This is a genomic window from Streptomyces sp. AHA2 (assembly GCF_036857595.1).
GTDB lineage: Bacteria > Actinomycetota > Actinomycetes > Streptomycetales > Streptomycetaceae > Streptomyces.
This window is the reverse complement of record NZ_JAUQWJ010000003.1, coordinates 1-21703: the sequence shown is the minus strand read 5'-3', so window position 1 is coordinate 21703 and position 21703 is coordinate 1. Positions and strand designations below refer to the sequence as shown.

Sequence of the window (21703 nt, the reverse complement as noted above, 5' to 3'; positions counted from 1 at the left end):
TTGACGCAGGGCATGACTGCTACGACGTCTTCGCGCAAGCTCGGCTCGTCCGACCTCGAGGTCTTCCCGCTCGCCCTCGGCGGCAACGTCTTCGGCTGGACCGCCGACGAGGACCGGTCCTTCGCCGTCCTCGACGCCTACACCGCGGCCGGCGGCAACTTCGTCGACACCGCCGACGTCTACTCGGCGTGGGCGGAGGGCAACCGGGGCGGCGAGTCCGAGACCATCCTCGGCAAGTGGCTCCAGGCACGCGGCAACCGCTCCGAGGTCGTCGTCGCCACCAAGGTGAGCCAGCACCCCGACTTCCGGGGGCTGTCCGCCGCCAACATCAAGGCCGCCGCCGACGCGTCCCTGCGGCGGCTGCGCACCGACCACATCGACCTGTACTACACCCACTACGACCGGCCCGAGGTGCCCGTCGAGGAGATCATCGGCGCCCTCGACGAGCTCGTGAGGGCCGGCAAGGTGCGGCACATCGCCGCCTCCAACATCTCCGCCGAGCGGCTGCGGGAGTCCCTGGACTTCTCCGACCGCGAGGGACTGGCCCGGTACGTGGCCCTCCAGCCCCACTACAACCTGGTCTCCCGCGACACCTACGAGGGCGAGCTGCAGGACCTCGCCGAGCGCAGCGGCCTGGCGGCCGTGCCGTACTACGCGCTCGCGGCCGGCTTCCTCACGGGCAAGTACCGGCCCGGCACGACCGTCGAGAGCGCGCGGGCCCAGGGCGCGGCCAGGCACCTGGAGACCGGGCGCGGACGCCGGGTGCTCGGCGCGCTGGACGAGATCGCCGCGGCGCGCGGGGTGCCGGTGGCGACGGTGGCCCTGGCCTGGCTCGCCTCCCGCCCGACCGTGGTCGCGCCGATCGCCTCCGCACGGACGGTGGAGCAGCTGCCGGCGCTGGTGGCGGTGGGGGAACTGACCCTGACGGAGGCGGAGACCGCCCGGCTCGACGAGGCATCGGCCTGACCGGAGCAGCCGGAGCGGCGGTTCAGGAGCGGTAGGGGTTGTACGCCGGGTACGGAGCCGGCTGGTGGACCTGGCCGTACGCGCCGTGCACCCCGTGCACCGGCCACGGCGGGACCATCACCGGGGGCGGCGGGGACGTGACCCGGGCCGCGTGGACCAGGGCCGGGCGGGCCACCTCCCGGCGCCGCCACAGCTCGCCGAGCAGCTCCCGCTCGCGCACCGTGAAGCCGGCGCCGGCCCTGCCGCGGCGGGCCCGGTGCCTGAGGAACGCGAGGGACGTCGCGTACGCCTCGTACCGGGCCACCTCCCGGGCCGCGCCCCCGCCCGCGTGGCGCCGGGCGCGGGCGCGGGCGATGCGCCGGGCCCGCATCGAACCCAGCGCGTACGGCTCCGCCGGGTCGAGCCAGCCGGCCACCGCGTACGCGGGCAGCTCCTCCCGCACGGTCCGCAGCTCCCGCTGCCGGGTCCATATCACCAGCCACGTCAGCAGACCGAAGCTCGGCACCATGAACGCCGCGTACACGGCGAAGAAGCCGTACTCGCCGAACGACGAGGAGCCGTTCCACATCGCGTGCATGCCCATCGCCAGCAGCAGCCCGGCGAGCGGGAACGCCACCCGGCGGACCCGGCCGCGGTCCCCGCGGAGCGCGGCGAGGCCGAAGCCGATGCCCGTGAGGACGGTGAACAGCGGGTGGGCGAACGGCGACATGACGATGCGGACGAAGAACGTGGCCGCCGTGACGGACGCGATGCCCGTGCCGCCGGTCATCTGGTCCGTGCCGAAGGCGGTGCCCAGATAGAGGATGTTCTCGGTGAAGGCGAAGCCGGTCGCCGTCACGCCGGCGATGACGACACCGTCGATGATCCCGGTGAACTCGCGCCGCCGGAACAGGAAGACCAGCAGGACGGCCGCCGCCTTGGCGGACTCCTCGACCACCGGCGCTATCACCGTCGCGCCGAGCGTGTCCGCGCCGGAGGGGTCCGCGGTCGCCGTCGCTATCCATCTCGTCGCGAAGCTGTTGGCGACGATCGCTATCAGCGCGGCCGCGCAGGCGCCCCAGGCGAAGCAGAACAGCAGGTTCCGCCAGGGGCCCGGCTCGACCCGGTCCAGCCAGCGGAACGACGCGAGCAGCAGGGGCACCGGGAGGACGGCCAGGCCCAGCCCGACCAGGAAGCCCTCCGTGCCGGTCTCCTCGCGCACCAGGGCGAGGATGACCAGGCCGGATATCGCGAGCAGCGTGCCGGGTGCGCCGTAACGCACCCAGGGGTGCTGCCACCAGTGCGCGTGCCGCAGGGAACCGCCGACGGGGGCGCCGTCGGCGGGACCGCCGGGACAGGGATGCGGGGGACTGGTGGCCACGGCTTTGACCCTAACGACGGAGGGGCGCTGTCCGCAGGCGGGAACGTACGGGTGCGGTCAGGCGCCGGCGGGGGGCTGGGGCTGGTCCGCGTGTGGTACGCGCCGGAACAACAGGTCGTTCACGACATGTCCCTTGTCCAGTCCCTGGCCCTCGAAACGGGTCAGCGGCCGGAAGTCGGGGCGCGGGGCGAAACCGCCGTCCGCCTGCGTGTTCTCGAAGTCGGGGTGGGCCGTCAGGACTTCGAGCATCTGTTCGGCGTACGGCTCCCAGTCGGTGGCGCAGTGCAGCAGCGCGCCGGGCCGCAGCCGGGTGGCGGCCAGGGTCAGGAAGTCGGGCTGGATGAGGCGGCGCTTGTGGTGCCGCTTCTTGGGCCACGGGTCGGGGAAGTAGACGCGCAGGCCGTCGAGGGAGTCCGGGGCGAGCATCTCGCGCAGCAGGATGATCGCGTCGCCGTTGCCGACGCGCACGTTGGACAGGCCGTGCCGGTCGGCGAGGTTGAGCAGGTTGCCCTGGCCGGGGGTGTGGACGTCGACGGCGAGGACGTTGGTCCCCGGGTCCGCGGCGGCCATCTGGGCGGTGGCCTCGCCCATGCCGAAGCCGATCTCCAGGACGACGGGGTGGTCGTCGCCGAAGAGGTCGCGCAGGTCGAGGGGGCGGCCGTCGATGTCGAGGCCCCACATGGGCCACAGCCGCTGCAGGGCGTCGGCCTGGCCGGCCGTCACCCGGCTGCGCCGGGGCTGGAAACTCCGGATCCGCCGCTCGAAGTGCGACCCGGCCGGGTCCGGCTTCGGCCCGTCGGGGAAACGCGGCTCGCCCTTGGCCCGGGTGTGCCGGGCGGAGCCACCGGGCGTCTCGGCGGCACCGGACGGGCCGGGCCGCGGGCTTTCGGGGGTGTTCACGGAGTCAGACACAGTGGGGCCGATTTTACGGGGTGGGAGGCGGTGGCGGCCCGCGCCGCCTCCGGTGGGGGGGGGCACCGGCCCCGCGTGGGTGCCGGGTTCCCGGCCCGGTCAGAGTGCCTGCAGGGCGCGGCGGGCCACTTCTCTGCCGATCGGCAGGGACGCCGTCGCCGCCGGGGAGGGGGCGTTCAGTACGTGGACCGTGCGTGGGCCCTGGCGGATCAGGAAGTCGTCGACGAGGGTGCCGTCGCGCAGGACCGCCTGTGCGCGCACGCCCGCCGCCGCCGGGACCAGGTCGTCCTCGGACACGGCGGGCAGCATCCTGCGCACCGCCTGGGTGAACGCGCCCTTGGACAGGGAACGCCGCAGCTCCCCCGCCCCGTACCGCCAGTGCCTGCGGGCGATGTGCCAGGAGCCGGGCCAGGCCAGGGTCGAGGCCAGCTCGCGCGGGCGGAGGGTGGTCCAGCCGTACCCCTCGCGGGCCAGGGCCGGGACGGCGTTGGGGCCGACGTGGACCTCTCCGTCGATGCCGCGCGTGAGGTGCACGCCGAGGAAGGGGAACGCCGGGTCGGGGACGGGGTAGACCAGGCCGCGCACCAGCTCCGGCCGCGCCAGCTCGTAGTACTCGCCCCGGAACGGCACGATCCGCACCTCGGGGTCGTCCCCGGTCAGGCGAGCGATCTCGTCGCAGTGCAGTCCCGCGCAGTTCACCAGGACGCGGCCGCGGACGATCTCCCCCGCCGCGGTGAGCACGGCGACCCCCCGCTCGGGGCGCCGGTCGACGCGGACGACCCGGGTGCCGTAGCGGATCTCCGCGCCCGAGGCGCGGGCCAGCCGGCGGGCGACCTCGACGTAGTCGCAGACGCCGGTCGTGCCGACGTGTATCGCGGCCAGGCCCCGGACCTCCGGCTCGTACTCGGCGATCTGGGACGCGCCCAGTTCGCGGACCGGGATGCCGTTCTCCCGGCCGCGCTGCACCAGTGCGTGCAGGCGCGGCAGCTCGGCGCGCTCCGTCGCGACGATCAGTTTTCCGGTGACCGCGTGCGGGATGCCGTACTCGGCGCAGAACTTGACCATCTCGGCCGCTCCGCGCACCGCGTAGCGCGCCTTGAGCGAGCCGGGGCGGTAGTAGATGCCGCTGTGGATCACGCCGCTGTTGCGGCCCGTCTGGTGACGGGCCGGGCCCGGCTCCTTCTCCAGGACGGTGACCCGTGTGCCCGGCGCGGCACGCGTGATCGCGTACGCCGTGGACAGGCCGACGATCCCCCCGCCGATCACCAGCACGTCACCGTCGTATGCGGCCCCCACGAGCACCACCTCCCGCCTCGATAGTGCACTGCGCCACTGACAGCGGCTTCAAACGCGGGGACGGCGCGCGGTCACGCGGGAGTCACCAGCAGGGGCCGGGCCCGCTCGCGCAGCTCGACCACCCGCGGCTCGTCGCCGTAGGGCTCCAGCCGGTGCAGGAGGTCCTTGACGTACTCCGTGGTGCGCGCGGACGAGATGCGGCCGGCCACCTCGACCGCCCGTACGCCCTGCTCGCACGCGGCGTCCAGGTTCCCCGACTCCAGTTCGGCGACGGCGGAGACGACCAGGCGCAGACCGTGCGAGCGGACGAACTCCTCCGTCGGCCGGGACAGCGCCTGCTCGGTGAAACGGCGGACCTGGCGGGGCGCCTTGAGGTCGCGGTAGCACTCGGCGGCGTCGGCACAGAAGCGGTCGTAGGAGTAGAAGCCGAGCCAGCTCGGGTCGTTGTCGCCGGGGCGGGCGCGCTCCAGCCAGCTCTCGGCCGCCTTCAGGGCGCCGCCGGCCGCGTGGGCGTCGTTGGCGCGCGCGTGCGCGCGGGCCTCGACCAGGCGGAAGAAGCTCATGGTGCGGGCCGTGGCGAGGCCGCGGTTGCGCTCCAGTGCTGCCTGGGCGAGGTCCACGCCCTCGTCACCGAAGCCGCGGTAGGTGGCCTGGAGGGACATCGAGGCCAGGACGTATCCCCCGAGGGGGACGTCCGCGGCCGCCCGGGCCAGGCGCAGGGCCTGGATGTAGTAGCGCTGGGCGGCTTCCTGCTGGCCGGTGTCGAAGGCCATCCAGCCGGCGAGGCGGGTGAGTTCCGCGGAGGCGCCGAACAGGGCCCGGCCGACCTCGTCGGAGTAGGAGCCGAGCAGCAGGGGAGCGGCCTCGACCCGTAAGCACTCCGGGACCATCGACGAACGCCAGTCGCCGCCGCCGTACTTGGAGTCCCAGCGCCGCGCGTCCTCGGCGGCCTCCCGCAGCTTCTGCACGTCGCTGTGGCCGACTTTCAGCGGTGCGCCGGAGTCCTCGCCGGAACCCACGTCACGCGCCACCGAACTGTCGGCCGGGGTTATCAGCCAGCGCGAGGCGGGCGTGGCGTACGCGCTTACTGCGAAGGATCCGGCCAATGACTGCCAGATGCCGCCCGAGCCCGCGCGGCGGCCGGCGAGGTCGAGGCGGTAGAGCTCGGTCGCGGACCGCACGGCCTGGCCGACGTCCCGGGGAAAGGCGAGCCCGACCTCGGGTGCGGGGTCGGCGTCCGCCAGGCCGATCTCGTGCAGCGGCACGGGGCGGCCGAGCTTCTGGCCGATGGCGGCGGCGATGAGGTGCGGCGCCGCACCCTGCGGCACCATGCCCTTCGACACCCAGCGCGCCACCGAGGTCTTGTCGTAGCGAAGCGTCAGTCCCCGCTGGGCGCCAAGGTCGTTGACGCGCCGCGCGAGGCCGGCGTTGGAGATTCCCGCGAGGGCGAGAACGGCGCCGAGCTTTTCGTTCGGCCCGCGTTGCTCCCTGGACATGCGCCACCCCTCGACACAGACGGCTGCCGCGCTGGCATAACCGTGCGGCATTCGTAAACCCAGCGTAGTTCGCCGCATCCCAAGCGTTAAGGGGCATTGTTCCGGTTGGCGGGATTGTGGTCCGTACTGAAGTGCGGTTCAGATACAGCCAGTTGCACCGTGCTCCCATTGTGTGGCCGTGCGCCCGCCCGTGCGCTCTTCTCCGGCCATCCCGGGACCGATTCCATGGTTGTCGCGTGGGTCGGCCCGCTGTACTGGATCCAGTGGGCTGGGGGACACCGCCGCCTTCATCCCCGCGGGCGGCGGAACGGTCCGGGAGGCGCGTTCCGTCTCCCGGACTGCGCGACCGTGCGACGGTGTCCGGGCTCTGTACGGAGCGTGTTCGACTCCGGGCGCGTGGTGGCTATTTGGCCGAAAGTCGACCCCGGCTTCCGGGCTGTGCCGGGGCTCCGACCATGGCACTTGAGGGCGCTTCGGGCGTGATTGGGGCGCATTCTGGGGGCGCATTCAGGTCGCGGCCGTACCGGAGACATGTCCCCGTGCCGCCTTGCGCGGTGGCCGGACTTCTCTTCCGGCTCCTCCCCTCGCCTCTTCCGCCGCCTCGCCCGTTTCGCGATCCCTGCGCGTCCTCCTCTCGTCCTCCTCTCGTCCTCCGCTCGTCTCTTCGCATCCTCCTCGCGCCGCCGTCGCTTCCGCGCGGACCGCCACCGCCGCCGTATCCCGTTACCGTGGGCGGGAGTTCGGAGTCGTCCCCCGTCGTGGGTCGGCTCCGCCGGGGCGCATTCGGCGGAGCGCGCGCGGCGCGGGCACCCTCCGGAGCGCTTCCTTCATGGCAGCATGGTGAACCGGTTCGTACGGTGCACTGGTTGTCCACAGCCTGTGGAGGCGGCGATGCGGTGGTTGGTGGGATGGAGCAGCACCGCCGCGGCAGCCGTCGCTGCCGGCACGGCGGGGGCGACCGGGAACGACGGCGAGACCCTGCACCCGGTGGGGTCCCAACTCCTGTGGGGCGACCCCGATCCGCTGTGGGCGGTAGGCGACTGGCGTCCCGACGAGGTCCGCGTCTTGAAGGCCGACGAACAGACCCGGATCGCCGTGCTCGGCATCTGCGGAGCCACCGACGAGCAGCTGCGCGTCGCCCTGTTCGCCGCGCGCGGCGGGGCCCTGCGCCACCTGACCGCGTGGCCGGGCAGCTACACCGCGATCGTCCAGGTCGGCAGGAGGGTCACCGTCTGCGGTGATCTCGCGGGCGCGCGGCCGGTGTTCTACACGCCCTGGGCCGGCGGCACCGCGTACGCGACCGCCGCCCTGCCGCTGGCCGACCTCATCGAGGCCAACCTCGACTTCGGGCATCTCGCGGCACTGCTGGCCGCCCCAGACGTGCCCGCCGCGCTGCACGACTCGACGCCGTACGACGGCGTGAAGCGCATTCCGCCGGGGCACGCCCTGATCCTGCGCGCCGGGGCCCGGGAGATCGCCGGGTACGAGCCGCGGGCCTCGCTGGCGGTGGCCGCCCCTCCGGCCGACCCCGACAGCGCCGTCGACGCCGTGCGCGACGCGCTCGTGGAGGCCGTCCGCACGCGCCTGTCCGCACCCCGGCACGTCCCGGGCGCGGACATCGACCCCGGGCCCGTGCCCGGCATGGGCCCGGCCGAGCGGCGCGCCGCCCGCGGGATGCCCGTGCCGGGTATCGGCGCGGACCTCTCCGGCGGCCCGGCCTCGGGCGCGCTGGCCCTGCTCGCCGCAGGCCTGCCCGGGATGCCCGGCACCGTCCTCGGGCACGGTACGGGCGCGGGGGAGCGGCTGCTCGCCGTGACCTTCAACGACCTGGCCGTCAAGGCGCCCGAGGCCGAGCTGGAGCGGGCCGGGGCGCTGGCGGCGAACCCCCGGCTGCACCACGTGGTCGTCGCGGGCGGCGAGGAGACCCTCCCCTACGCCGACCTGGACGGCCCGCTGACCGACGAGCCCGGGCCGTGTCTGGTGACGGCGGCGCGGCACCGCGCCCGGCTCGCGGCCGGCAGCGCGGACCACTTCACCGGCTACGGGGCGCGGCAGGTGCTGGACGCGCACCCCGCGCGCCTGGCCGACCTGCTGATGGACCGCAAGCGGCGCCACCTGGTGCGCCCGGTCGCGGCCCTGACCAAGGCGGACGGGTCGGTGTTCGTCCCCGCGCGCGTGTACGCGGCGGCACGCCGGCTGTCCCGTACGCCGTACCGCACGGGCCTGGAGTCCCTCGCCGAGCGGCTCCTCGACCCGCGGCAGGACGACGGATCCGACGCGCCCGGCGGCGCGGTGGAGGCGTCCCTCGCCGCGCTGACCTGGGGCGGACCCGGGCCGGCGGCGCGCTGGCTGACCGGTGAGGCGCTCGCCGAAGTATCGGTTCGTCTCCAGGCGGCCACGCACCGGTCGGAGCCGGTGGGGCCGGGGCAGCGGCCGGGCGACTTCCGCGCGCGGGCGGCCCTGGCCCGTTACGCCGCGGACCTGCGGGTCCTGGAGCAGGCCGCGGAGATCCGCTTCCAGCGGCTGCACGCGCCCTTCCTCGACAACCAGGTCGTCCGCGCGGCCCGCGCACTGCCCGAGGCGCTGCGGGTACGGCCCGGGGCGCGGGCGGCGATCCTGCGCACGGTGCTGGAGGGGGCCGGCGTACGGGAGCTGCCGCCCGGCTGGGGCGTCCCGACCCAGGCGACGGCGGCGGCCGCCGCGCGCACGGGGCTGCGGGTGGCGGCGGACTCCCTGATCTCCCTGTTCGAGACGCCGCTGCTGGCGGAGGCGGGACTGGTGGAGGCCCGGGTGGTCCGCAAGGCGCTGCGCGGAGCGGCAGCCGGTGAACCCCTCCCCCTCGACGGCCTCGCCGACCTCGTCTCCCTGGAACTGTGGCTCCGCCGCCTGCTGTCCCGCCGCGGGACGTGCTGGACCGGCACCCCGGCCAGGGCCCGGGCCGTACCGGCGGGAATCGCCCCGCAGCGGGGAGCGCTGGGAGCGGGGGCCGGCGGGCGGCGCGGGTGACGGGCCGACGGGCAGCCGGCGAACCCCCGAGCCCCGGCCTCTCCACCGACCGCCGCGCTGCCCGGCACCGCTCGCCCGTCCCTTCATCGCCACGCCGCCCGGCGCCGCTCGCCCGTCCCTTCATCGCCACGCCGCCCGGCGCCGCCCTTCGACGGCCGCGGCGCTGCCCGGCGCCGCCCTCCACGCTGGTGCGGGACCGCTCCACGCCGGGCGGCACCGCCCTCCGTCGCCCTTCGCGCCGCCCGGCACCTCGCCGTGCCGTGAAAGCTTCGGCCCGTTCCGTCGCCCCGGCGACAATGGCCCGGTGCGGTACGGAATCCTGGGTGTCACCACGGTGGAGGACGAGCGCGGTGCCGTCGTGCCCGTCGGCGGGCCCCGGCTGCGCGCGCTGCTGACCGCCCTCGCCCTGCGCCCCTCCCGCGTCGTCACCCCGGACACGCTGATCGACGAGATCTGGGCCGACGACCCGCCCCGGGACGCCCTCGCCGCCCTCCAGGCCCTGGTCGGCCGTCTGCGCAGGGCGCTCGGCAAGGACGCCGTCGTCTCCGGGACCGGCGGCTACCGGCTCGCGGCGCGCCCGGACGACATCGACCTGTTCGTCTTCGAGCGGCTGGTCCGCCACGGCACCGGCGCCCTGACCGGCGGTGACCCCGGCCGGGCCGAGCGGCTTCTCGGCGAGGCCCTGGCCCTGTGGCACGGCCCGGCCCTGGCCGATCTGCCCGACCGCTCCGCCGCCACCCGGGCGGAGGCGACCAGGCTGGAGGCGATCCGCGCCCGCGCCGAGGCCCGCCTGCGGCTCGGCCGCGCCCGCGACGTCGTACCGGAACTGCGTGAGCTGACCGTCGTACACCCCTACGACGAACCGCTGCACGCCCTCCTCGTCCGCGCCCTGCGGGACACCGGCCGGGACGCCGACGCGCTGGAGGCGTACGAGTCCGTCCGCCTGACGCTCGCCGAGGGGCTCGGCACCGACCCCGGACCCGAACTGCGCGCCCTGCACGCCGAGCTGCTCGGCACCGGCGCGAGGAACGAACACCCCGGGGCCTCCCGGCCCGGCCAGGGCCCGGCACGCGCCCGCACCGGCAACCTCCGCCCCCGGCTGACCTCCTTCGTCGGCCGGGAGCCCGAGATCGACGCGATCCGTTCCGAGCTGCGACGGTTCCGGCTCGTCACCCTCACCGGACCGGGCGGCTCCGGCAAGACCCGCCTCGCCGAACAGGCCGCCGCCGGGCTCCCCCAGGCCTGGCTGGCCGAGCTGGCCCGGCTCGACCGGCCCGAGGCGGTGCCGGACGCGGTGGTCAGCGCGCTCGGCCTGCGTGAGACCGTCCTGATGGCCGGCGAACGCGCGACGGCCGTGCAGGACGACCCCGTCGCCCTGCTCGTGGAGTACTGCGCCCCGCGCGACCTGCTGCTGATCCTGGACAACTGCGAGCACGTCGTCGGGGCCGCCGCCCACCTCGCCGAGACCCTGCTCACCCGCTGCCCGCGGCTGACGATCCTGGCCACCAGCCGGGAACCCCTGTGCGTGCCCGGCGAGTCGGTACGACCGGTCGAGCCCTTGCGGCAGGACCACGCGCGGCGGCTGTTCGCGGAGCGCGCCGCGGCCGTGCGGCCCGACGCGGGTGCCGTGCTCCGCGACGAGCAGGCGGTGGCGGAGATCTGCCGGCGGCTGGACGGACTGCCGCTCGCCATCGAACTGGCCGCCGCACGCCTGCGGTTGCTCACCCCCCGGCAGATCGCCGACCGCCTCGACGACCGCTTCCGCCTCCTCACCTCGGGCAGCCGCACGGCACTGCCCCGCCAGCAGACCCTGCGGGCCGTCGTCGACTGGTCGTGGGACCTGCTGGACGAGGCCGAGCGGACCGTGCTGTGCGAGGTGTCGGTGTTCGCCGGCGGCTGGGACCTGGAAGCGGCGGAGGCGGTGTGCACCGGGCCCGCCGCCGAACTTCTCGGGGCCCTGGTCGACAAGTCCCTGGTGGTGGCCGCCCCGGGCCCGCAGGACGGCCCCGGCGGGATGCGCTACCGGCTGCTGGAGACCATCCACGAGTACGCCGCCGAGCGCGCGGCCGGGAGCCCGGGCCTGCGCGCCGCCGCCGCCGAGACGCGGCACCGGGCGTGGGTGGGCGCACTGACCGGGCGGGCCGCTCCGCTGCTGCGCTCCGGTGACCAACTGCCGTGGATCGCCCGCCTGGAGACCGAGCTGGACAACATCCGCGCGGCGCTGGAGCGGGCCCTGACGGCCGGCGCCGAGGAGGAGGCCGGGACCCTCGCGCTGACCATGGGCTGGTTCTGGTGGCTGCGCAACTACCGGCACGAGGCCATGGAGTGGCTGGAACGAACTCTCCGACTCGCGCAGAAACCCGGCGCCGCCGACGCCCCCCGGCCGTCCGAGGACGCCCCGCACGGTCTCCTCGCCGTACCGGACGACGAGCCGGCGGGTCATCCGCTGCACGAACTGCGGATGGACCTGCGGATGCTCCACCTGTTCTTCCTGAGCGACGCGGCGCCCATGGACGCCTCCTCGGACGGCTGGCGCCGCCACATGGCACGCATGCGTGCCCACTACGAGTCCGGCGGCCCGCGCGCGGCCCGCATCCCGGGTCTGGTCTGGCCGATCATCGTCGCCTTCTCGGACGACCACGACGACGTCCGGTCCGTCATGAACGCGGCCGTCGCCAACTGCCGCGCGTACGGCGGTGACTGGGAGACGGCCGTGGCCCTGCTGTTCCGCACGCACACGGTCGTCGACGCCGCCGGCGATCTGCTGTGCGTCGACGACGACCTCACCGAACTGCGCGCCCTCAGCCGCCGCTGCGGCGACCGCTGGCTGCGCGCCCAGGCGTGCGGCGCGGCGGGCGAGGCCGCCCTGGCCCGCGGTGCCTACGAGGAGGCCCGGGGGGAGTACGAGGAGGCCCTGCGGCTGGCCTACGAGGTCGGCGCGTACGCGGAGTCGCCGCTCCTCATCGCCCGGCTCGCCGAGATCGCCTACCGCGCGGGCGACCGTGTCGGCGCGCTGGCGGCACTGGACGAGGCGAGCGCCGCCGCCGACCGGTACGCGGTGACGGACTCCCGGGCGTTCGTGTCTCTCCTGCGCGCCCAGATCGCCGCCGACGAGGGAGACGTGCGGCTGGCACGCACCCTGTGCGAGACGGCCCGGGCCGACGCCGCGCGGGGCACGCCACCGCCCCAGTTCGCGGTGACGCTGCACCTGATCGACGCCGTCGTCACGGCGGCCGAGACCGGCCCGGCCTCCGCTCTGGCGAAACTGGCGGGGGTGCTGCGCGAGGCCGTGGAGAAGCGGTGCTCCGGCACGGTCCGGGCCGCGGTGACGGACGCCGCGGCGGCCGTGCTGGCCGACCTCGGCGACTGCCACCGGGCCGCCCGGCTGCTCGGCGCCGGTGACCGGTGGCGGGCCTGCCGCGCCCGCCCCGTGCCCGAACGGGCCCGGTCGGTGCGCGCGGCGGCGGTCGCCACCGCCGCTCTCGGTCCCGGCCGGTACGCCGCGGAGCACGCCTCGGGCGCCGCCCTCACCCCGGAGGACGTCCTGCGCGAGCTGGACGAGGCGCGCGGCGCACCTGCCGCTACGCGCCGCTAGCGGCAGGTGAACGCCGACTCCGCCCAGTCCGCGAGCGTCACGTCGTCGAGCACGCCGCGCGGCTCCACCACGAGGCGCACCGTGCTCCGGCCGGTGAGGTCCACGTGGACCGGCACGGCCGGGTCGCCGCCCTCGACCAGGCCGGACCGCCACAGCCTGACCCCGTCGGCGTAGACGGAGAAGTACACCCGGCCGAGCTTCAGCGCCAGGTCGTCGACCCCCGCCTTCGCGTCGTAGGAGGTGCAGGACCGGTTGAGGTCGACGGTGACGGAGGACCGGCCGTGCACGGTGACGCCGTGGGCGTACCGCCGGCCGTCGACGGACAGCCCGGACCGCTTCCAGACCCAGCTGCTCGCGCCGGTCCGCATCTCGGGCCCGGTGCCGTCACCGGCGACGTCGTACGACAGGTCGCTCCACCGGTAGACGGTCGGGGCCGGGAGCGGCGGGGGCGGTGTCGGCGAGGGGGGTGCCGAAGTGGGTGGTGGCGGAGTGGGTTCGGGGGCCGGGGTGCCGGGCGGTGCGGGCTTCGGGGCCTCGGGGGGAGGGGTGGGCGCCGGGGTGCGGGAGGCCGAGGGGGACGGGCTCGGACCGGTCCGTGGGGCCGGGGCGGGCGCGGGCGTACCGGCACCGACGGGCAGCAGCGCGGGCGGCTTGGGTCCGGGGCCCGGCTTCCGGGGCGGCGGCGTGGGCTCGCCGGGGCGGACGACCGACGAGGGCGGAGCGGCCGACGGCGCCGACCGGGCCTCCTCCGTCGGCTTCTCGCTGCCGGCCAGCGCGAGCACCACGGCGACGGCGACGCCCACGGCCACCACTCCGGCCGCGACACCGGCCTTCAGCGGTGCGCCGAGCCCCTCGGACGCCGCACCACCGGCGCCTCCGGAGGCCCCGCCCGGCGAGCCGCCCGCCGCCGCGGCGGCCCCCGCCGCACCGGCCGCTCCCGTGCCCCCGGCGATGAGTCCGGCCGCCTTCGCGTACCCGGCGGCACCGAACCAGCCGATGACGGCGACCGGCACGACGGCCGGGATGCCCCCGGCCACCTCGGCGATCTGGCTCGCGGCCAGCCGGCACTTCGCGCACTCGCCCAGGTGCTTGCGCAGTCCCCGCTCGGCCCGGGTGCGCAGCCTGCCGCGGGCGTAGGTGCCGAGCTGGTCGGCCCAGCGGGCGCACTCCTCGTCGGCGGTGAGCGTGGCACTGACGTGGGCCTGGAGGTAGGCCTGCTTCAGTCCCTCCCGGGCCCGGCTGGCGAGCACGCGGGTGCCGTTGGCGTCCAGTCCGAAGAGCGTGGCGACCTCGCTCGGGGACTCGTCCTCCACCTCGGTGTGCCACAGCACGGCCTGCCACCGCTCCGGCAGCGACTTGAAGGCCCGCATCGCCATCGACTGCTCGGCCTCGTGCATCGCCCGTACATCCGCGCCGAGTTCGAGTGTGTCGTCGTCGGAGACGTCGGAGCCGCGGGCCGACTGGGCGGCGAACACCGCGAAGTCGTCCACGAGTTGCTCCCGGCGGGCGGACCGCGTCCAGGAGGCGGCGACGCGCCGGACGGAGGTGAGCAGATAGGCCCGGACGGCGTGGGCCGGTCCCGCCCCGCCGCGCACCGCCTGGAGCATCCGGGCGAAGACCTCGGCGGTCAGGTCGTCGGCGGTGTGGGCGTCGCGGCAGCAGGTGCGCGCGTACCGGCGCACGGCCTGCGCATGGCGCCGGTACAGCTCCTCGTACGCCGTGTCGTCGCCCGCGCGCATCCGGTCGATCAGATCGGCGTCGGACGGGGGCAGTTCACGCGGGGGCGGCGGCACACCGTCCTCACGTCCTTCGCGCTGGGCCGGGACCGCGCCGTCGGAGGGAGCGCGGGGCGGCACACCCGCGCGTCCGCCCTGGCTCGGCACCTGAGGCGGTACGTCGCCGCCGGCCGTGACGTCGCCGCCGCTCCCGCTCGACTCGTCCCGCCCGTCACCGCTCATCGCGGAACGCCCCCGCCCGCCGCCGAACCCGTCCAGACCACCGGGTCAGAGTGCCACAGCGGTCTCCCGCGTGAACCCCAGTGTCAGGGCCATCACCCGTCCGTGGGAATCGGCCGCACGCCAGTACTGAACGGCGCCCGCCGGGGGAAGGATCGCGCTTTCGGGCCGCCACCGCACTGCCGTCGAGCCGCCACCGGAACACTTCGGGCCGACTTCGGGCCGGTACTGGACTGCCTCGGGCCGCGGACCGCGGACCGACGACGCACACGCCGGCCGCGGCGTCGCGCCGGAGGGCCGGTCGCTGTCCCCGGCGGCGAAAGGATGACCGCCCCGCCAGCATCCCCACCACGCGCAGGGGCCCGGAGCACCAGCCCCGGGCCCCCTCACGTCATGGACCTCAAGGGCCTCGATGCGTCCCGAGGCCCCCGCGAAGAGCCCGGCTCACGCCGGTCGCGAGCGCAGGCCCTCCAGCAGGATGTCGAGCAGCCGGCCCGAGGCCGCCGCCTGCTGGGCCGCGTCCGGCAGCGAGGGCGCGGCCGTGGCGATCACCAGCAGGACGTCCGACACGGACACGTCCGCCCGCAGCTCACCCGCCGCACGGGCCCGCTCCACGAGCCGGCCCACGACCTCGAGCAGCGCCGCCGCCCCGGCGTCGTCCTCCGCCCCGGCCGCCGGCACCGCGGCCACGGCCGCCGGCTCGTCGGGAACCAGCCGCAGCTCCGCAGGACCCGGCTGCGTGCGCTGATGCGGCACACGGGCCCCTGTGGCGCCGTCCTCCACGGAGACCCGCAGCACCTGCGGCGGCAGCAGCCGCCCGGCGCCGGAGGCCACCGACGTCCGCAGGAAGCGCGACAGCGCCGACCACGGCTCGTCCTCCTGCCCGAGCGCCGCACGCGCCTGGTCGGTCAGCCGGGAGATCTCCTCCTCGGCTATCCGGCGCACCAGGACGTCCTTGCTCGGGAACCGCCGGTAGACCGTGCCCACGCCGACCCGCGCGCGCCGCGCCACGTCCTCCATGGGCGCGCCGTAACCCAGCTCGCCGAAGACCTCGCGCGCCGCACGCAGCACGTGCTCCAGATTGCGCTGCGCGTCCACCCGCAGCGGTGTGGTCCGCGCCCCGTCCGCGCGGGCGCCGCCCGGCGCCGGGCTCATCGTCGCGCCGCCCGCGAGAGCGGACACGGACGACCATCGAGAATCCTGAACATGCATATGCATTCCCCCGGTAATGACGTCTCCCCCCGGAGACACTCCCCGCCATACAGTCGCGGGACGGGGGAACAAGCCCGGGTCCACGGGTCCGCCCGTCGCGGACCCGGTGAGCACATCCCCCTACACCCCGTCGACACGAACATAGTTGAGAGGGAGTCAATTCAGAAGGGGCAGGTTCCGCACGGAGCGCCCACCGATCGGAGTACGGGCCGCATACGTCCGGAATGTGCCCCCGCGCGCCCCCCGCACCACCCGTCCTGACCTGCGACGACCTCCGGCATCCCGCCCTTTCGGCCAACTCCGCGCCGGCTCCCGCCCCGGTCACACAATTCGTCGAGGCTGTGGACAAACGCAAGCGGCGGGTGCGTCATGGGATGGTGAAGGAACGTGCGCGCATTCTCGTTGTCGGTGGCGGCTACGTCGGGATGTACACGGCCCTGCGCCTGCAACGCAGACTCGGCCGGGAGCTGGACCGCGGCGAGGTGGAGATCACCGTCGTCACCCCCGACCCGTACATGACCTATCAGCCGTTCCTCCCCGAGGCCGCCGCCGGGGCCATCTCCCCCCGGCACGTCGTCGTACCGCTGCGCCGGGTCCTCGGCCGGTGCCGCGTCATCATCGGCGAGGCCACCGCCGTCGACCACGGCAAGCGCACCGCCACCATCACCACCCTCGCCACCGAGGAGGAGGGCACGGGCGGGCGGCACCTCCCCTACGACCACCTCGTCCTCGCCCCGGGGTCCGTCTCGCGCACCCTGCCAATCCCCGGCCTCGCCGACCACGGCATCGGCTTCAAGACCGTCGAGGAAGCCATCGGGCTGCGCAACCACGTCGTCGAGCAGATGGACATCGCCTCCTCCACCCGCGACCCCGCGATCCGCGACGCGGCCCTCACGTTCGTCTTCGTCGGCGGCGGCTACGCCGGTGTGGAGGCGCTGGGGGAACTGGAGGACATGGCGCGCTACGCCGCACGCCACTACCACAACGTCCGGCCCGAGGACATGAAGTGGATCCTCGTCGAGGCCTCGGACCGCATCCTGCCCGAGGTCGGCGAGGAGATGGGCCGCTACACCGTCACCGAGCTGCGCCGGCGCAACATCGACGTGCGCCTGGAGACCCGGCTGGAGTCGTGCGCCGACCGGGTCGCCGTCCTCAGCGACGGCGCCCGCTTCCCCACCCGTACGGTCGTCTGGACGGCCGGCGTGAAACCGCACCCGGTGCTCGCCGCCACCGACCTGCCCCGCAACGAGCGCGGCCGCCTCAGGTGCACCCCGCACCTGTCGGTCGAGGGCACCACGCACGCGTGGGCCGCGGGAGACGCCGCCGCCGTCCCCGACGTCACCGCGAAGGAGCCCGGCCGCGAGTGCGCGCCCAACGCGCAGCACGCCGTCCGCCAGGCCGCCGTCCTCGCCGACAACATCGTGCACACCCTGCGCGGCGAACCCCTGACGACCTACGAGCACACCTACGCCGGATCCGTCGCCTCCCTCGGTCTGCACAAGGGCGTCGCGCACGTCTACGGGCGCAAGGTCAAGGGCTACCCGGCGTGGTTCATGCACCGCGCCTACCACCTCAGCCGGGTGCCCACCTTCAACCGCAAGGCGCGCGTGCTCGCCGAATGGACCCTCGCCGGGCTGTTCAAACGGGAGATCGTCTCCCTGGGTTCCCTCGAACACCCGAGGGCCGAGTTCGAACTCGCGGCCGGTGGAAAGCCTTCCCACGACCCCCCGCACAACCCGAAGGGGTCGTCCTGACCGGACCCAGGAACTCCAGCGGCCGGCCCGGCGTCTGACGGATGTCGGTCCGGTCCGCGCCCTGCCAGACTGGTCCACCACCGCGGGCGTGCCACCCCACGTCCCGGTGCGGGCCCCCGGGCCCCGGCCGGTTCCGGTGCCGGCCGCCGACCACTACACGAGGCAAGGATTCGTGAACTTCACGCGCTGGAGCGCCCGGCTCCCCGGAACGCAGCGCCGCGCCGCAGCGCGGACCGAGCAGACGGCCTCCCCGGACCGGCGGGGGGACGGCTCCGTCCCCGCCGCCCGCGCCGAACAACTGACCGACGAGGCACCGCCCGTCCCCGCCGTGGACGAACTGCGCGTGCGCGAGGTCCTCGACCGCGTCCCCTCCCTCGTCGCCCTGGTCCACGGCCCCGACCACCGCATCGCCTACGTCAACGACGCCTACACGACCGCCTTCGGCGTGCGCCCCCTGGGTGAACGCGCCCGCGAGGCCCTCCCGGAGCTGGACGGGCTCGGCCTCTTCCCCCTGCTGGACCAGGTCCAGCGCAGCGGCAAGTCCCGCACCGTCAAGTCCCGCAAGGCTCCCGACGGCCGCTGCTACACCTTCACCTGCACCCCCGTCGCCCGGGGCGACGGCAAAGGCGGCGACGGCCGCGGGGTCCTCGTCTTCGCCACGGACGTCACCGACCACGCCGAAGCGGCCGAACGCCTGCGCGCCAGCGAGCGCCGCCAGCGCGAGACGGCCGTCACCCTCCAGCGCTCCCTGCTCCCCCAGGAGCTGGAACAGCCCGACGACCTGCGCATCGCCGCCACCTACCACCCCGGCGGCACCGAGGCGGCGGTCGGCGGCGACTGGTACGACGTGATCACCCTCGGCGGCGGCCGCACGGCCCTGGTCATCGGCGACGTCATGGGGCGCGGCGTCCGAGCGGCGGCGGTCATGGGCCAGCTCCGCACGGCCGTGCGCGCCTACGCCCGCCTCGACCTGCCCCCGCACGAAATCCTCCAGCTCCTGGACGGCCTCGCGGCGGAGATCGACGCCCACCAGATCGCCACGTGCGCGTACGCCATCCACGACCCGAACGAGGGCAAGCTCGTCTACTCCTCGGCGGGGCACCTCCCGATCCTCGTCCGCGACGAGAACGGCACGGTCCTGCGCGCCGACGAACCCACCGGCCCGCCGCTCGGCACCGGCGGCTGGATGCACACCTCGGGCTCGATCCCGCTCGGCCCCGGCTCCACGGCCGTCCTCTACACGGACGGCCTGGTGGAGCGCCGCGACGCCGACCTCGACGAGGGCATCGCCGCCCTGGAACGCGCCCTGTCCGGCGCGACCGGCACGCCCCAGGTGGTCTGCGACCGCCTGATCCGCTCGGCCGGCGTCACCCCCGACCACGACGACGACGTGGCCGTCCTGGTCCTGCAGCACCCCGCCCGCACGGGCCCGGACGGCGAGCTGTTCCGCAACGCCGCCCTGGAACTGCTGGGTGGTGTCGAAGCGGCCCCCCGCGCACGTGCCTTCGCCTCCGGCGTCCTGACCAGCTGGCGCTTCCCCGTGGACCTGCACGACCTGGGCGTGCTGGCGGCCAGCGAACTGGTCGCCAACTCCCTGCAGCACGGCACCCCGCCGATGCGGCTGCGGCTGCGCCGCACCGACCGCCGCCTGATCATCGAGGTCACCGACGGCGACGACCACCTCCCCAGACGCCGCCGCGCGGAACCGGGCGACGAGTCGGGCCGCGGCATCGCCATCGTCGCCACGATCGCCTCGAACTGGGGCTGCCGCCGCACCCCGGGCGGCGGCAAGGCGGTGTGGTGCGAGTTCGTCCTGCCCCGCGCCGCGCTCCCCTGACGCTGACGGTCCGGAAGGCGGATCCAGAAGGACGGGACGGATCAGACGTCCGCCGAAACGGGCGCCCCGCCCCGTGCCACGACCCGGCTCTTCGCGCGCCACGGCTGGTCCTGCGCGTCCGTCAGCTGCCGCCCCAATCGCACGGCGAGGAAGGTGATCCCGAGCGAGAACACCAGGAACGCCACGATGTAGGGCGCGTGCAGCGACGCCCCGAGCGGCCCGCCCACGGCCGGCCCGACGGCCAGCGCCAGCTGCTTGACCAGGGCGAACGCCGAGTTGTACTGACCGGCCATGCCCTCCGGCGCGAGGTCGGCCACCAGCGGCGCCACGGTCGGCGAGAGCATCGCCTCCCCCAGCCCGAAGAGCGCGTACGTCGACACGAACGCGGCCGTCGCCATCTCCTGGCTCCCGTTCCCGAGCCCCGCGTACCCCGCGACGGCCCAGGCCACGGCCCAGATCAGCCCCACGGCGGCGATCACCCGCGACCGCCGGCGCCGCTCCACGAACCGCAGCACGGCGAACTGCGCCACGACGATCACCAGCGTGTTGGCCGCCAGGGCGGTTCCCAGGGCCGACGTCGAGATACCGGCGGCCTCGACCCCGTACGCGCTCAGCCCCGACTCGAACTGCCCGTAGCAGGCGAAGAACAGCACGAAGCCCAGCACGCACAGCTGCACCATGGCGCGGTTGCCCAGCAGCTGCCGCCAGCTGCCCCGGCCCGAGTGCACGGGCGCGTCCATCCGCGGCGCGTGCGGCATCCGCACGGTCGCCATCACCACGACCAGCAGCAGGAACATGGCCGCCTCGATCGCGAAGAGCAGCGTGAAGGACGCGGCGCTGGTGGTGTCGACCAGATGACCGCCGATGAGCCCGCCGACGCCGAGCCCGAGGTTCTGCAGGAAGAACTGCATGGCGAACGCCCGGGAGCGCGTGTCGGCGCTGGAACAGTCCACGATCATGGTCGCCAGCGCCGGCTGCATCACGGCCTGGCCCGCGCCCAGCAGGGACGCCGAGACCAGCACGGCCACCGCGCTGCTCGAGATCCCCAGGCTCAGCGCCCCCAGAGCGGCGGTGACGAGGGCGGTGAGCAGCACCGGCAGGGGACCACGCCGGACGATGGCCCGCCCGGCGAACGGCAGCACGATCAGCGCGGCCACGGCGAAGACGGCGAGTACCAGACCCGCCGTCATGGCCCCCAGCCCCCGCACCTGCGCCACATAGACGTACAGGTACGGGACCGTGAAGCCGAGCCCGAAAGCGCTGAGTGCGTTGCCCACGTGGATCCGGCGCATCGCAGCGCCCATCGCCCTGGTCACGTTCACCTCTCTCACAAGTTAGGAGTGAAGACTTCGAAGCTAAAGTTCGAGGCTAAAGAGTACATACTCAAGGACTTCAAGGCAAAGGAGGGGCGTGCCATACTGCGGCCCATGGGCGACACCCCCGGCCCCAGCGAGCCGACCCTCGAAGAGCAGATCGCCGCGTACCAGCGCGAGTTCCAGGACCTCGACCCCCAGGTGGAGCAGATCGTCTCCGCCCTGTCCCGCCTGAACCGCCGCATGAACGTCGCCTACGGCCGCCAGACCGCGGCCCTCGGCATCAGCAACGCCGAGTGGGAGGTACTCAAGGCCCTCGTCCTGTCCGGCGCCCCCTACCGCCTGGGCCCCAGCGACCTCGCCAAGCGCCTCGGTCTCACGCCGGCCGCGATGACCCACCGGATCGACCGCATGGTCGCCGAAGCATTGGTGACCCGGGAACGGGACGAGACCAACCGCGTCCGCGTCATCGTGGAGCTGACACCGGAGGGGCGAGAGAAGTGGCTGGAGGCGATGCGCCTGGCGTCGGTCTTCGAGGAGGACCTGCTCCAGGACCTGTCCCCGCAGGAGCGGACGGCACTGGGCGAGGTGCTCACCCGCCTGCTGCGCCGGGTCGAGCACGCCCAGCCAGACGCCGGCGGACGCCTCACTGACCTGGACTGACGGGCCGCAGAAAAGATCTTGACAGAGGGTGCTTGACAGCCCCTGGTCGGGTCCGTAAGGTTCTTCGGGTTGCCACGGAGCCGTAACGGTTCTTCGGCAGCGCTTCCGCCGCAGCAGCGGCAACCAACCACCAGCAAGATCGATCCCAGCCGGGTTGTATTCGGTGTGCCCGAATTCAATTCGAATGGGACTCGACGCCTTGATCGAATCCACAGCGGCTTCGATTTTGGGATCGCCGAGGGACCGCGCTAAGGTTGGAGACGTCGGAACGGCCCAACAGCCGTGACGACAGCCCACTCTGACTGGGAATCAGGCCCGAAAGGATCTGATAGAGTCGG

13 protein-coding genes are annotated in these 21703 nt (G+C 74.6%); 6 read left to right on the top strand and 7 right to left on the bottom strand.

What is annotated here, in order from left to right:
- The first annotated feature begins 12 nt into the window (after positions 1–12).
- Positions 13–966: an aldo/keto reductase gene (locus Q5694_RS07340; protein WP_333931328.1), complete on the top strand. Its 954-nt coding sequence runs from the start codon at positions 13–15 to the stop codon at positions 964–966.
- Positions 967–988: 22 nt separating this feature from the next.
- Here the strand turns inward: Q5694_RS07340 and Q5694_RS07335 are convergent, their stop codons facing one another.
- From Q5694_RS07335 to Q5694_RS07320, 4 genes are all read right to left on the bottom strand, one after another.
- A complete protein-coding gene (locus Q5694_RS07335) occupies positions 989–2326 on the bottom strand; it encodes a PrsW family intramembrane metalloprotease (RefSeq protein WP_333931326.1) in 1338 nt (445 codons plus the stop codon).
- Between the two features lie 57 nt (positions 2327–2383).
- On the bottom strand, positions 2384–3238 hold the full coding sequence (gene trmB / locus Q5694_RS07330; protein WP_333931325.1) for a tRNA (guanosine(46)-N7)-methyltransferase TrmB: 855 nt from the start codon (positions 3236–3238) through the stop codon (positions 2384–2386).
- Between the two features lie 99 nt (positions 3239–3337).
- Positions 3338–4543 (bottom strand): L-2-hydroxyglutarate oxidase, encoded by a 1206-nt coding sequence (gene lhgO, locus Q5694_RS07325; protein WP_333931324.1) that lies wholly within the window; start codon positions 4541–4543, stop codon positions 3338–3340.
- Positions 4544–4605: 62 nt separating this feature from the next.
- Positions 4606–6030 carry an MFS transporter gene (locus Q5694_RS07320; protein ID WP_333931323.1) on the bottom strand — a complete coding sequence of 475 codons (1425 nt, stop codon included), beginning with the start codon at positions 6028–6030 and terminating at the stop codon, positions 4606–4608.
- A gap of 891 nt (positions 6031–6921) precedes the next feature.
- Between Q5694_RS07320 and Q5694_RS07315 the strand changes: the two genes are divergently transcribed.
- Together Q5694_RS07315 and Q5694_RS07310 are read left to right on the top strand one after the other, a co-directional pair.
- Positions 6922–9036, top strand: a complete 2115-nt coding sequence (locus tag Q5694_RS07315; protein ID WP_333931322.1) for an asparagine synthase-related protein — start codon at positions 6922–6924, stop codon at positions 9034–9036.
- Between the two features lie 304 nt (positions 9037–9340).
- On the top strand, positions 9341–12631 hold the full coding sequence (locus Q5694_RS07310; protein WP_333931320.1) for a BTAD domain-containing putative transcriptional regulator: 3291 nt from the start codon (positions 9341–9343) through the stop codon (positions 12629–12631).
- Here Q5694_RS07310 and Q5694_RS07305 read toward each other — a convergent pair.
- Both Q5694_RS07305 and Q5694_RS07300 read right to left on the bottom strand, forming a co-directional pair.
- On the bottom strand, positions 12628–14589 hold the full coding sequence (locus Q5694_RS07305) for a sigma-70 family RNA polymerase sigma factor (RefSeq protein ID WP_333931319.1): 1962 nt from the start codon (positions 14587–14589) through the stop codon (positions 12628–12630). The genes Q5694_RS07310 and Q5694_RS07305 overlap by 4 nt on opposite strands.
- A 441-nt stretch (positions 14590–15030) precedes the next feature.
- Positions 15031–15798 carry a TetR/AcrR family transcriptional regulator gene (locus tag Q5694_RS07300; protein ID WP_333931318.1) on the bottom strand — a complete coding sequence of 256 codons (768 nt, stop codon included), beginning with the start codon at positions 15796–15798 and terminating at the stop codon, positions 15031–15033.
- A 374-nt stretch (positions 15799–16172) separates the two neighbouring features.
- On the opposite strand from Q5694_RS07300, the gene Q5694_RS07295 reads away from it, so the two are divergent.
- Entirely contained in the window at positions 16173–17552 is a 1380-nt protein-coding gene (locus Q5694_RS07295; protein WP_333931316.1) for an NAD(P)/FAD-dependent oxidoreductase, read from the top strand.
- Between the two features lie 172 nt (positions 17553–17724).
- Entirely contained in the window at positions 17725–19389 is a 1665-nt protein-coding gene (locus tag Q5694_RS07290; RefSeq protein ID WP_333931314.1) for an ATP-binding SpoIIE family protein phosphatase, read from the top strand.
- 41 nt (positions 19390–19430) lie between these two features.
- Here the strand turns inward: Q5694_RS07290 and Q5694_RS07285 are convergent, their stop codons facing one another.
- The gene (locus Q5694_RS07285; protein ID WP_333932294.1) at positions 19431–20693 is read right to left on the bottom strand and encodes an MFS transporter; all 1263 of its coding nucleotides are present in this window, start codon (positions 20691–20693) and stop codon (positions 19431–19433) included.
- Positions 20694–20816: 123 nt separating this feature from the next.
- Here Q5694_RS07285 and Q5694_RS07280 point away from each other — a divergent pair, with 123 nt between their 5' ends.
- Positions 20817–21365, top strand: coding sequence for a MarR family winged helix-turn-helix transcriptional regulator (locus Q5694_RS07280; RefSeq protein WP_333931312.1), 549 nt, complete (start codon positions 20817–20819; stop codon positions 21363–21365).
- Positions 21366–21703: the final 338 nt, after the last annotated feature.